This window comes from Arthrobacter sp. sptzw42 (assembly GCF_059089685.1).
Map to the genome: position 1 here is coordinate 354,220 of NZ_JBNHEX010000001.1, position 11,882 is coordinate 366,101.

Annotated in this window: 10 protein-coding genes and 2 riboswitches; of the genes, 7 read left to right on the forward strand and 3 right to left on the reverse strand. The window is 65.2% G+C overall.

Annotation, left to right across the window (positions count from 1 at the left end; genetic code table 11):
* Positions 1 to 20: 20 nt before the first annotated feature.
* A complete protein-coding gene (locus AC5RT4_RS01595) occupies positions 21 to 809 on the forward strand; it encodes a DeoR/GlpR family DNA-binding transcription regulator (RefSeq protein ID WP_494104678.1) in 789 nt (262 codons plus the stop codon).
* A gap of 71 nt (positions 810 to 880) precedes the next feature.
* Positions 881 to 1,657 (forward strand): CPBP family intramembrane glutamic endopeptidase, encoded by a 777-nt coding sequence (locus AC5RT4_RS01600; RefSeq protein WP_494104679.1) that lies wholly within the window; start codon positions 881 to 883, stop codon positions 1,655 to 1,657.
* A gap of 20 nt (positions 1,658 to 1,677) precedes the next feature.
* Here the strand turns inward: AC5RT4_RS01600 and AC5RT4_RS01605 are convergent, their stop codons facing one another.
* Positions 1,678 to 3,210, reverse strand: a complete 1,533-nt coding sequence (locus tag AC5RT4_RS01605; RefSeq protein WP_494104680.1) for an HNH endonuclease signature motif containing protein — start codon at positions 3,208 to 3,210, stop codon at positions 1,678 to 1,680.
* 262 nt (positions 3,211 to 3,472) lie between these two features.
* Positions 3,473 to 4,111 (reverse strand): VOC family protein, encoded by a 639-nt coding sequence (locus tag AC5RT4_RS01610; protein WP_494104681.1) that lies wholly within the window; start codon positions 4,109 to 4,111, stop codon positions 3,473 to 3,475.
* A 163-nt stretch (positions 4,112 to 4,274) separates the two neighbouring features.
* Positions 4,275 to 4,390, forward strand: a riboswitch (SAM riboswitch).
* Positions 4,391 to 4,434: 44 nt separating this feature from the next.
* Here AC5RT4_RS01610 and AC5RT4_RS01615 point away from each other — a divergent pair.
* The 4 genes from AC5RT4_RS01615 (at position 4,435) to AC5RT4_RS01630 (ending at position 9,889) form a co-directional block, all read left to right on the forward strand.
* The gene (locus tag AC5RT4_RS01615; protein WP_494104682.1) at positions 4,435 to 5,760 is read left to right on the forward strand and encodes a bifunctional o-acetylhomoserine/o-acetylserine sulfhydrylase; all 1,326 of its coding nucleotides are present in this window, start codon (positions 4,435 to 4,437) and stop codon (positions 5,758 to 5,760) included.
* Between the two features lie 102 nt (positions 5,761 to 5,862).
* Positions 5,863 to 5,978: riboswitch (SAM riboswitch) on the forward strand.
* A gap of 12 nt (positions 5,979 to 5,990) precedes the next feature.
* Positions 5,991 to 7,106, forward strand: coding sequence for a homoserine O-acetyltransferase MetX (gene metX / locus AC5RT4_RS01620; RefSeq protein ID WP_494104683.1), 1,116 nt, complete (start codon positions 5,991 to 5,993; stop codon positions 7,104 to 7,106).
* 178 nt (positions 7,107 to 7,284) lie between these two features.
* Entirely contained in the window at positions 7,285 to 8,667 is a 1,383-nt protein-coding gene (locus tag AC5RT4_RS01625; RefSeq protein WP_494040942.1) for an MFS transporter, read from the forward strand.
* A gap of 103 nt (positions 8,668 to 8,770) precedes the next feature.
* Positions 8,771 to 9,889: a zinc-binding dehydrogenase gene (locus AC5RT4_RS01630; RefSeq protein WP_494040941.1), complete on the forward strand. Its 1,119-nt coding sequence runs from the start codon at positions 8,771 to 8,773 to the stop codon at positions 9,887 to 9,889.
* A gap of 44 nt (positions 9,890 to 9,933) precedes the next feature.
* On the opposite strand, the gene AC5RT4_RS01635 is transcribed toward AC5RT4_RS01630, so the two are convergent.
* Positions 9,934 to 10,833, reverse strand: a complete 900-nt coding sequence (locus tag AC5RT4_RS01635; protein WP_494040940.1) for a LysR family transcriptional regulator — start codon at positions 10,831 to 10,833, stop codon at positions 9,934 to 9,936.
* Positions 10,834 to 10,972: 139 nt separating this feature from the next.
* Between AC5RT4_RS01635 and mmsB the strand changes: the two genes are divergently transcribed.
* Complete coding sequence (gene mmsB / locus AC5RT4_RS01640; RefSeq protein ID WP_494040939.1) at positions 10,973 to 11,875, forward strand: 3-hydroxyisobutyrate dehydrogenase; 903 nt, start codon at positions 10,973 to 10,975, stop codon at positions 11,873 to 11,875.
* Positions 11,876 to 11,882: the final 7 nt, after the last annotated feature.

Here is an 11,882-nt window from a genome sequence, read left to right on the forward strand (position 1 = left end):
GAGTACCTGGAGGCCATTGCATGACCCGCACCGACCGACTGACGGCCATCCTTGATCTCCTTGCCAAAACCGGGCAGGTAGAGGTCGAAGAGATCGTCACCACCCTCAACGTCTCCCCAGCCACTGCCCGGCGCGACCTGGACAGCCTGGCAAAGCGACGGTTGCTGACCAGGACCCGGGGCGGTGCCACCACCGGTGCTCTCGCGTACGACCTGCCGGGCCGGTACAACCGTGACGACCACGCCGAGGCCAAGGAACAGATTGCCCAGGCCGCCTCTGCACTGATTGCTCCAGGGGCGGTGATCGGCCTGTGCGGCGGCACCACCAGCACCGCACTGGCACAGATCCTGGCCACCCGCGAGGACCTCAACGCGCCTTCCAACCAGCCCACCCTCACGGTAGTAACCAATGCGATCAATATCGCCGGGCAGTTGGCGGTCCGGCCAAACATCAAGGTCATGGTGACCGGCGGAATCCTTAATCCGCGCTCCTATGAACTCGTGGGGCCTTACACGGACATCATTATGCAGAAGGTGGTGCTGGACATCGCCTTCATCGGCGTCAACGGCATTGACCCTGAAGTGGGACCAACCAACACGGGGGAGGGGGAGGCCTCGGTGAACGCCCTGCTAGCCAGCAGGGCACGCGTTTCTTATGTGTTGGCTGACTCGTCCAAAGTAGGGGTGCGCGCCTTTGCCACCATGGACGGCTACAACTTCACCCGCCTCATTACGGATTCAGGAATCTCGGCACGGGACAAGGCGGCCTTTGAAGCCAACGGTACGGAAGTGACTGTGGCTGCCAGCTAGTTTCAGCTGTGTGCCAGCCGGACGGTAAGGGCAATCAGCCCGGAACCAGGAACTGCAGGCAAGATGGGTACATGCTGGTTCCCTCCCGCCGTCGTTTGAAGATTGAAGTCTGGATTGTCCTGGGCCTGTCCCTGGGCCAGTCTGCGGTCTACTCGGTGGTGCAGCTACTGGACAAGATGACACGGGCGCCGCTGGCAGAAGGCACGTCCACGCTCAACCGCTCCCAGAGCACTCGTGAATACTTTGACCTGACCTACCAACTGCTGGACATCATCTTCGCGCTGGTGCCCGTGCTGCTGGTGATTTACTTCCTCACGGACCAGCGGCAGGCAGCCTCCGGTGACAGCAACGCGGGTTCGGCTTTCCGCAAGCTCGGATTCAACTTCGAGCGGCCTGGCCGGGACCTGTTCCAGGGGTTGGGACTGGCGGCTCTGATAGGTATCCCGTCCCTTGGCCTTTACGCCGCGGGGAGGGCTCTTGGAATTACTACGGCCATCATTCCCAGTGCGCTCGACGCGTATTGGTGGACAGTGCCGGTGCTGATCCTCTCGGCAGTGCGCCATGCCGTGGTGGAGGAAGTCATCGTGGTGGGCTACCTGTTGAACCGCTTTGGGAAGTTCGGCTGGAGCGTACCGCTGTCCATCGTCGTGAGCTCGGTGCTCCGCGGCACCTATCATCTGTACCAGGGCTTTGGCCCCTTCATCGGCAACGTGGTGATGGGCCTCGTTTTCGCGTGGCTGTATACCCGGACGCGCCGCGTCATGCCCCTGGTGATCGCCCATGCCGTGCTGGACATCGTGGCCTTCGTCGGCTTCAGCCTGTTCGGCAAGGCCATAGGACTGGGGTAAAGGCTCAAAATCCGTGAAGGTCAACCGCCGCGCGCGTGCAGGAACCGTTCGATGCAGTCCTCTCCGGGGGAGTGCGCGACGAGGACAAAGTCCACGTGGCCGCGCGTAGCGTCTTCCGGCACGGTCTGGAGTTGGCGTGGCAAGTGTGGTGGTTCCCAGTCGTGGTGTTCGGGTTTGTAGTGCCTGCCGGTGGGTGAGGTCCAGCCCGGCGGTTGGGTGCTGGTGGCCCTGGTGGGTTTCCAGGCGGTGGCGTGTTTGAGGCGGTGGTGCGTGGGGCAGAGCTGGCCGAGGTTGCTGATTCCGGTGGTTCCGCCGTGGTGCCAGGCGGTGAGGTGGTCGGCTTCGTTGTCCAGGGAGTTGTTGCTGCACCCGGGGAACGTGCATTTGCCGTCCCGGAGCTGGAGCGCTTTCTTCATGGCTTTGGTGAGGCGGTAGCTGGTCCGACCGATCTCCAGTGGCGCGCCGTCGCGGGGGTCCACGAGGACCCGGTAGAACGAGTTGGCGCCGTTGGTGACGAGGTCTCTAACCATCGAGGGCGGGATGGGTCCGTAGCCGTCCAGCATGGCGGGTTCGTCGGTGAGGCCGAGCAGGGAGAACACGGGCACGGTGACCAGTACCTGTGGCCGGATCGATGACGATGGCCCACGATGCGTTCCTGTACCTGCATCAGAGTCTGCAGCCGGGCCTGCGTCTGCGCCTGTATCGTCACTGCTGCCGGTAGTGGTTCCGCCGCTGATCATGTCCCCGCTGCTGAGGAGGGCTCCGGCGAACTGGTCGGCCCGCAGTTGGGTGAGGGTGCGGTGTTCGTTGGGGCCCTGGAGTCCGCGGGCGAGGGCGGTGAGCCGGTTCCAGCCCGCTACCGCCTGGTCAGCGGGCAGGTAGGCGGAGAGCCAGGCCATCCCGTCCTGGTCCGGCCGGTATTCCACCCGCCGGTCCGCCACACCCCTGATGTGCCGCTGTTCGATGGACTCGGCGTGGTGGCGCTCGCGCCAGGTCCGGGCTTTGGCTTTAGACCGGTATGCGGGGATGTCCCCGATCGGCGCGGCGGTGCCGGGTTTCGTGGTGTCCGGGTTCAGGAAGTGCGCTTCCAGGGCCGCGGCGCCTGCGGGGTCGAGGGTCGCGGTTTCCTCGATCATGGCCAGGGCGTGCAGCCAAGAGATCGTCCCGGTTTCGAGGGCGGCCAGGGCCAGGGGCAGGGACGTGGTCAGGGCATGGGACTGAGCCAGCAGGGCGCCGGCGGCCCGGCTGCTGAGGGTCAGGAGGCAGCCGATTTCCGCGGCGATGGCCATTTCCTGTTCCTGCACGGGCGCGTTCGGCGGAGCGGCCGCCCGTGCAGACTCGGCGTACGTCGCTGTAGCGTTGACCACTAACGCCGACATCCGGGCCTGGACCGCGGAGGCCCCGGTAAGGATGTCCAGGCAGCCATCAGCCAGCCCGGCCAGCGGATCAGCAGTCGAGAACGGCTCCGAACCGCATCCCTTCGCCTCGGCATTGAGCACGGAAATAGCGGCATTGATGTCCTCAAACGCCTTCGCTACCGCCGCTTTTCCCATACACCCATGATGACAAGGGGGTCTGACATTCCTCCGGCAGGTTTCGCTTCCAACTGCGGCCAGGGTTTCGAGAGGCTCAACTGCCGGCCCGGGTTCCGAGGAACTTAACCCGCCGCAATACGCCGCGAAGTGGATTCGGCCGCCATCAGCGGGTGGCGCCGTTGTCACCTGCTGATGGCGGCCGAAGCTCAGGAAAGAGCGGGCTGGTATATCCGACCGTACGGAAGCCCGGGCATCAGCCCCGCAACTCCGCCAGGGACAATCAGATCGTGACGGCTCCGTTGGCGGTCTCGAACGTCACCGAAAGGATCCCGGGGGTTCCGTGCGGTGCCACCCACTCCACGGCCACGTCCTCGAGCGGCTTCTCTACCGGCTCACCCAGCCATTCAGTAACGCGCTCAGCCGAACCGGCAATGGTCAGGCAGCTCATCTTGACGTTGCTTTCGTAGGCGTTGGACGGGTGCAGGGTCGGGTCGCCCTCCCACTTGAGCATGTACGGAACCTGCGGGTCTGCGATCAGACCGAGGATGCCGATCTGTTTCCAGACCAGTTCGCGGCCGTCGGGAAACTTACGGTTTCCGTTGACCGAGGAGCGGCCAAGGCGCTCTTCGAATGGTGCCAGGTCGTCAACCTCGACGCACCAGCCCATCCAGCCGCCGCCGGCGGCAGACCGCGCACGCACTGCCTGTCCGAAGGGAGCCTTGTCCGAAGCGGGGTGGTCCAGGACCTCCACCACTTCGAGGTACTTGTGTCCCGCAAGCGGGATGATCATATTCCGGGTTCCGAACCGCGGGTGTACCCCGCCCTTCACTGCCTCAACGCCGAGGGCAGAGGAGATACGTTCGGTGGTGGCAGCCAGGCCATCGTGTTCACAGGCGTAAGAGACGTGATCCATGCGCATGGCAACATCTTGGCACTTTGTGATCGGGCTCTCAGCTAAGGCAACCCTTACTGGGATTTTCCCGTGGAAGCACTGGTTTTTCTGCGCAGGTCCCCGAAATCTTGAGGACTATGTTCGTCATAATCCTGTTCGGCCGTGTCTGCACGTTCCTACACTGAGCTCAGGTCATGAGTGCCAGCACGAAGCCCCGGCTTGCTGGCCGGCAACCCTCCACCCGCGGTGGGGTGCCCCGGGTGAGGACCTGGTTGTCCGGCAACGGCCGGATGGCAAGCGCGGCCCGCGGTGCTTCCCAGCATGCCGGGCCCATGTCAAAGGAGCCTTACTTGTCCAACGGATGGTCTTTTGAAACCCGCCAGATCCACGCAGGGCAGGAGCCGGACGGTGCCACCGGCGCCCGGGCCCTTCCCATCTACCAGACCACGTCCTTTGTCTTCCCCAGCGCTGAAAGCGCCGCCAACCGCTTTGCCCTGGCCGAGCTGGCACCCATTTACACCAGGATCGGCAATCCCACGCAGGAAGCGGTGGAGCAGCGGATCGCCAGCCTGGAAGGCGGCCTGGGAGCGTTGCTGCTCAGCTCCGGCCAGGCCGCCGAGACCTTTGCCGTCCTGAACATCGCCGAGGCAGGGGACCACATCGTCGCCAGCCCCAGCCTCTACGGCGGCACCTACAACCTCTTTGCCCATACACTCAAGAAATTCGGGATTTCAGTCACCTTCGTGGCAGATCCGGACAACCTGGACCAGTGGCGCGGGGCAGTCCAGCCCAACACCAAGCTCTTCTTCGGCGAAGTGGTGTCCAATCCGCGGCAGGACGTCCTGGACATCGAAGGCGTGTCCCAGGTGGCGCACGACGCCGGCGTTCCACTGATCGTGGACAACACCCTGTCCACCCCGTACCTGATCCGGCCGCTCGAATGGGGTGCTGACATTGTGGTGCACTCAGCCACCAAGTACCTCGGCGGCCATGGCTCCGCCATTGCCGGAGTGATCGTCGACTCCGGAAAGTTCGACTTTGGCAAGGACCCTGCCCGGTTCCCGGGCTTCAACACCCCGGACCCCACCTACAACGGGCTTGTCTACGCCCGCGATCTCGGCGCAGACGGTGCCCTCGGCGCGAACCTGTCCTACATCCTGAAGGCCCGTGTGCAGCTGCTGCGGGACCTCGGCTCGGCGGTGTCGCCTTTCAACGCCTTCCTCATCGCCCAGGGTCTGGAGACGCTGAGCCTGCGGGTGGAACGGCATGTTGCCAACGCCCTGGAAGTTGCCCAGTGGCTGGAAGCGCGTGACGACGTCGAATCGGTCGCCTATGCGGGGCTTCCCTCCAGCCCCTGGTACGAGCGGGGCCGCAAATACGGCCCCAAGGGGACCGGCGCCATCGTGTCGTTCAACCTTGCCGGTGGCGCGGAGGCGGGCAAGCGTTTTGTAGACGCGCTGGAGCTGCACTCCCACGTGGCGAACATCGGCGACGTCCGGTCGCTGGTGATCCATCCGGCGTCGACCACCCACAGCCAGCTGTCGCCCGAGCAGCAGGTGGTGGCGGGCGTGAACCCCGGCCTGGTGCGGCTTTCGGTGGGGATCGAACATATCGATGACATCCTGGCCGACCTCGAAGCCGGCTTCCGCGCGGCCAAGGAGGCCACCGGAGCCTAGCCCTCCCACAGGGTGGGCGCCCGGGGGCAGCAACGGGCCGGGGAAGTCACAACCAGTCACACTCTTGGCGGCAGGCAGGGGCTGTTTCGTACACTCGAACCAGGTCATGAGTGCCAGTGACAGCCCCGGCTTGCTGGCCGGCAACCCTCCTTCCGCGGCGGGGTGCCCCGGGTGAAGACCTGGCCTGCCGGTCATATGACGGCGGGCAAGCGCGTAGAAGAGGTCTTGCCATGACGGTTACCGTCACCCGTACAACTGTCCCCGAACACGGCATTGTCCGCTACGCCTCCATCGGCGGGCTGAAGCTCGAAGCCGGCGGTTACCTGCCGGACGTTGTTGTGGCCTACGAAACCTGGGGCACCCTGAACGAGGACGGCAGCAACGCCGTCCTGATCGAACATGCACTGACCGGCAGCACCCACGTGACCCGGGGCGACACCGAGGAGCCCGGTTGGTGGGAACAACTCGCCGGGCCGGACGCACCAGTGGATACCAACCGCTTCTTCGTGGTGTCCGTAAATATTGTGGGCGGCTGCTACGGCTCGACCGGGCCCTCGTCGCCTGCCCCGGACGGAAAACCGTGGGGTTCGCGTTTTCCGCTGGTGACCCTGCGGGACAGCACCGTGGCCGAAGCCCGGCTGGCAGACCAGCTCGGAATCCGGAGCTGGTACGCCGTGTTGGGCGGCTCAATGGGCGGCGCCCGCGCCCTCGAATGGGCCGTCACCTTTCCGGAACGGGTGCAGCGCTGCGCCGTGATCTCCATTGGTGCCGCGAGCACGGCAGAACAGATCGCCTTCGCCCAGGCACAGACGCTCGCCATCCGGCAGGACGCCAACTTCAACGGCGGCGACTACTACGGCGGCCCCGCCCCCGAGGAGGGGCTGGCCCTCGCCCGGCGGATCGCCCACATCACGTACCGCTCTCCGGTCGAGCTGGACGGCAGGTTCGGCCGTGCGCCGCAGGCTCCCGAATCACCGTTTCAAGGCGAGCAGCTTGCAGCGCGCGGGCGCTACCAGGTGGAAAGCTACCTGGACCACCAGGGCAGCAAACTGGTCCAGAGGTTTGACGCCAACAGCTATATCGCCATCACCGAAGCGCTCATGAGCCATGACATCTGCAGGGGGCGTGGAGCCCTCGTCCAGACCCTGTCCGCTTGCACTGCACGGTTCTTTGTAGCGGCGGTGGACTCTGACCGGCTCTACTTCCCGTCCCAGTCATGGGAACTGGCCCGTGCCCTCCCCGGCGAGGTAGACGTCCACCTTATCGAGGCACCCATCGGGCACGACGGATTCCTCACGGAGATCGCCCAGCTGGGGAGCCAGCTGCGGGACCATCTTTCGGAGTAGCCCCGGCCCCACAAGCCTGCCCGTGTGCATTAATGCAGATGCACTCTGCATCATTCGGCGTTGAGCTGCGCGTTTGGGAGGACCATACTCGATGGGACCCGGCGGTTCGTGACCAAAACCACACGCATCCGCTACAGACTGTCCCAGTGGTGTCGAAGACGACGCCGAAGGAGTTCACATGAGTACGGAACACTCCGCCGCACGGCGGCCAGAGGAAACCGACGTCAAATCCACAGGCCTGAGGAAAGTAGTGACGGCCTCCATGGCCGGCACCGTAGTTGAGTGGTATGAGTTTTTCCTTTATGCCTCGGCCGCCACCCTGGTGTTCGGCAAAATGTTCTTCCCCAACTCAGGGACGGAACTCGACGGCATCATCGCTGCCTTCGTTACTTACGCCGTAGGCTTCGTGGCCCGCCCGATCGGCGGCATTGTCTTCGGCCACTTCGGGGACAAGTTCGGCCGCAAGCAGTTGCTGCAGCTGAGCATCATCCTGGTGGGCGTGGCCACCTTCCTCATGGGATGCCTGCCCACCTTTGCCCAGATCGGTTACTGGGCCCCGGCCCTCCTGGTGTTCCTGCGCTTCGTCCAGGGCTTCGCCGTCGGCGGGGAGTGGGGCGGCGCCGTGCTGCTCGTTGCCGAGCACAGCCCGAACAAGTCCCGCGGGTTCTGGTCCAGCTGGCCGCAGTCCGCCGTTCCCCTCGGCAACCTCCTGGCCACCGGCGTGCTGTTCACCCTTTCTGCCACGCTTTCCCAGGAAGCATTCCTCGGCTGGGGCTGGCGCGTCGCCTTCTGGCTCTCGGCCGTGATCGTGATCGTCGGCTACTACATCCGCACCAAGGTCCAGGACGCCCCGATCTTCATCGAAGCCCGCAAGGAAGTCACCGTCGAGAAGAAGGGCTACGGCGTCGCCGAAGTCTTTCGCCGCTACCCCCGCGGTGTCTTCACCGCCATGGGCCTGCGTTTCGCCGAGAACATCCTGTACTACCTCGTGGTGACGTTCTCCATCACCTACCTGAAAGTGGTCGTCCAGACCGACACCTCCCGGATCCTCCTGCTCCTGCTGGTGGCGCACTTCATCCACTTCTGCGCTGTCCCGCTCGTGGGAAAGATGTCCGACAGCTTCGGCCGCCGGCCGGTCTACATGGCGGGCGCCATCCTCGGCGGAACCTGGGGCTTTTTCGCCTTCCCCATGATGGACACCGCCAACGACATCGTCATCCTGGCCGCCATCACCATCGGCCTCCTCTTCCACGCGCTGATGTACGCAGGGCAGCCGTCAATCATGGCCGAGATGTTCCCCACCCGGATGCGCTACTCTGGCGTCTCCCTGGGCTACCAGGTCACCTCCATCGTTGCCGGTTCGCTGGCACCGATCATCGCCACTGCACTCTTGAGCAACTTCAAGTCCTCCACCCCGGTGGCCCTGTACCTGCTCGGTGCCTGCATCGTGACCGCCATCTCGGTGTTCTTCCTCAAGGAGACCCGTGGCATCTCGCTCCACGACGTGGACGCGGCAGACGCCAAGGGCACGGCCGACCTGCTGGCAGCGGCCAAGAAGTAGGCTCCGGCACCCGCCACCGCACAACACGCAGACTGCCCGACCCGCGACAACGCAGGCCCGGGCAGTTCGGCCGTCAGCCCCATCGACGAAGTCAGGATTTCCCATGAAAGCAGCCGTTCTTTACTCCACTGTCCCGCCCGGAACGAGCTACACCGACGCGCACCCCCTTCGGGTCGAGGAGCTCGACCGGCCGGAACCCCGGGCCGGCGAGCTGGGCATCACCATCACCTGCTCAAGCCTGTGCCACTCCGACCTGTCAGTGGTGGACGGTTCCCGCGTCCGGCCCCTTCCCATGGCACTGGGGCACGAGGCCGTAGGACGCGTTGCCGCAGTGGGGGAGGGCGTGACGGATGTTTCCCCCGGAGACCACGTGGTCCTCGTCTTCGTCCCCAGCTGCGGTGCCTGCCGCGCGTGCCGGGCAGGCCGCCCCGCACTCTGCCACCGCGCTGCGGAAGTCAACGGGACCGGGGACCTCCTGCACGGCGAGGCCCTGCTGCGGACGCCTGCAGGGGAACGGATCAACCACCACCTGGGGGTCTCGGCGTTCGCCGACTATGCAGTGGTGGCGCGGGAATCGGTGGTGGTTATCGACGACGACGTCCCGGACACTGTTGCAGCAATGTTCGGGTGCGCCGTACTCACCGGAATGGGAGCGGTAATGAACACCGCTGCAGTCCAGCCCGGCCAGTCAGTGGCGGTCTTCGGACTCGGCGCCGTGGGGCTTTCGGCCGTTATGGCCGCCGCTCTCGCGGGTGCCTCCTCCGTGATTGCCATCGACCCGAATGCCGGCAAACACGGGCTCGCCCTGAAGTGCGGCGCCACGGCGGTGGGGACGCCGGACGAGGCTTCCCGTCTTATTGCTGAGGCCGCGGGTGACGGCGTGGACACTGCCATCGAAGCTGTGGGATCAGCACGTGTCATCACCTCCTGCCTTGAACACGTGACCCGCGGCGGCGCCGTGGTCTCCGTGGGACTGCCGCACCCCACTGCGGAGCTGACGGTGCCCGCGCTCCAGTTCGCGGGAGCGGGCAAGCGGCTGCTCGGGTCCTATATGGGCGACGCCGTTCCAGGCCGGGACATCCCCCTCTATCTCCGGTACTGGCGGGAGGGCAGGCTCCCCGTTGAGCTGCTGCACACGGACACCCGGCCGCTGGAGGAGATCAACGAAGGCCTCGATGCGCTCGCCGCAGGACAGGTGGTAAGGCGGCTCTTCCAGGCCTGACATGGATCCTGCTCCAATTGCAGCAGGATCACGCGCCCGCCGCATCAGGCTGCCAACAGATCCTGGCGTTCCGCCACCTCTTCCTGCAGCGCAGCAATCACGGCCTGCACCCTGGCGGACCGCAGCGCTTCCGGCCGGGCCACTGCCCAGATGGGCACCTGGCGCTGGAAGGAGTCCCGGAGCACCGGAACGAACCCTGGATCCCGGGCCACCATAAAGCTGGGAAGCAACCCGATGCCGGCACCGCGGCGTACCGCCTCCACCTGGGCGAAAATGCTCGTCGCCTGGAAACTGGACTTAGGCATCGGCAGCTGCGAGGACCGGTGGCCCAGTTCGGCCACCTGAAGTGCCGACTCCACGTAGGAGACGAAGCCATGCTGCCGCACACCGTCGGGCGTTTCCGGTAATCCCCTCCGGGCGGCGTAGGCGGGGCTGGCGTAGAGCCGCAGGAAGTAGTTGGTCAGGAAGATGGCCTGCGCGTTGCTCACGTCCGTGCGTCCCACCACCACCTCCAGGTCCACGCCGGAGCGGTTCTGGCTGACCTTGCGCGTGGCACTGAGCATCTCAACATTGAGCATGGGATGCCGGTGCTGCAGCCGGACCAGCGCAGGCGTGACGAATTCGGCGCCGAAACCGTCAGAGGTGCTGATCCGCACCATGCCGGCGAGAGCGTCCCGGTCCTGGCCTGTGACCGCAGCCAGGGAACCCAGGGTTTCCTCGATCCTCTCGGCCGCGGCGACGGCCGAAGCGCCCAGCTCCGTCAATTCCCACCCGTGCGGGCTGCGCTCCAGCGTGCGCCCGCCCAGTTGCTTGTCGAGGGCGAGGATCCGCCGGGAAATAGTGGTGTGCGTGGTACCAAGCGTTTCTGCGACGGCATTGAAACGCCCCAGCCGGGCCACGGTCAGCAAAATCAGCAGGTCGTCCGGACTCGGTAGCCGCGCCACTCATCACCTTCCATCCGTGTGCATCAGTGCACATACTGTCTGTGTTTTTTCCCCTTGATTGCACTGTAACAGGGGTGTGATGGTGGACACAGACCTTCCGGCTGCCTTCGGCCGGGGACACAGCAAAGGAGCTTGGACCATGGCAGTAGTCGGTTGGATTGGGTTGGGGAATATGGGCGGTTCCATGTCGGGGAACCTCGCCAAGGCGGGCCACGACGTACGGGGATTCGACCTCAACCCCGCCGCGCTCGCCGCAGCGGAGGCCGGAGGGGTCAAACCGGTGGGAAGCATCGCCGAGGCTGTGGCCGGCGCCGACGTCGTCTTCACCATGCTGCCGAAGGGCGAACACGCCAGGGCCGTCTACCTGGGCGCGGACGGGGTGCTGGCCCATGCCGATACGCGCACCCTCCTGGTCGATTCCTCCACTATCGATATCGCCGCAGCAAAGGAGCTGCACGACGCCGCCGCTGCCGCCGGCTTCCGCTTCGTTGATGCCCCTGTCTCAGGCGGGATGAGCGGCGCGGCAGCCGGAACACTCACCTTTATGGTCGGCGGTGAAACTGGTGCCGTGGCCGATGCTGCCGGCTTCATCCAACCGATGGCCGCAAACATCATCCCCACCGGCGGAGCCACCACCGGCCAGGCGGCCAAAATCTGCAACAACCTGATGCTCCTGATCAACCTTGCCTCTACAGCCGAGGGCGCCGTGCTGGCGGACCGGCTTGGCCTCGACAAGAAGGTGTTTTGGGATATCGCCTCCGTCTCCTCCGGGGACAGCTGGGCCTTGCGCACCTGGTACCCCGTTCCCGGCGTCGTCCCCACCGCGGCATCCAACAACGACTTTGCGCCCACGTTCACCGCCGAACTGGCAAACAAGGACATCGGCTTGGCCATCAGCGCTGCGGAAGACACCGGCACGCCCCTGGAAATCGGCAAGCACGTCCAGCAGCTGTACCAGCGCCTTATCGATGCGGGCGAGTCCGGCAAGGACTGCTCCATGATCATCAAGCTCGTTGACGGTTCCCTGGATTCAGCAAAGTAGAAGAGAG

What these genes read in the sequence shown, in the direction of transcription:
- AC5RT4_RS01595 (WP_494104678.1), top strand. Translation starts at nt 21, where the DNA reads ATGACCCGCACCGACCGACTGACGGCCATCCTTGATCTCCTTGCCAAA.
- AC5RT4_RS01600 (WP_494104679.1), top strand. Translation starts at nt 881, where the DNA reads ATGCTGGTTCCCTCCCGCCGTCGTTTGAAGATTGAAGTCTGGATTGTC.
- AC5RT4_RS01605 (WP_494104680.1), bottom strand. Translation starts at nt 3,210, where the DNA reads ATGGGAAAAGCGGCGGTAGCGAAGGCGTTTGAGGACATCAATGCCGCT.
- AC5RT4_RS01610 (WP_494104681.1), bottom strand. Translation starts at nt 4,111, where the DNA reads ATGCGCATGGATCACGTCTCTTACGCCTGTGAACACGATGGCCTGGCT.
- metX (WP_494104683.1), top strand. Translation starts at nt 5,991, where the DNA reads ATGACGGTTACCGTCACCCGTACAACTGTCCCCGAACACGGCATTGTC.
- AC5RT4_RS01625 (WP_494040942.1), top strand. Translation starts at nt 7,285, where the DNA reads ATGAGTACGGAACACTCCGCCGCACGGCGGCCAGAGGAAACCGACGTC.
- AC5RT4_RS01630 (WP_494040941.1), top strand. Translation starts at nt 8,771, where the DNA reads ATGAAAGCAGCCGTTCTTTACTCCACTGTCCCGCCCGGAACGAGCTAC.
- mmsB (WP_494040939.1), top strand. Translation starts at nt 10,973, where the DNA reads ATGGCAGTAGTCGGTTGGATTGGGTTGGGGAATATGGGCGGTTCCATG.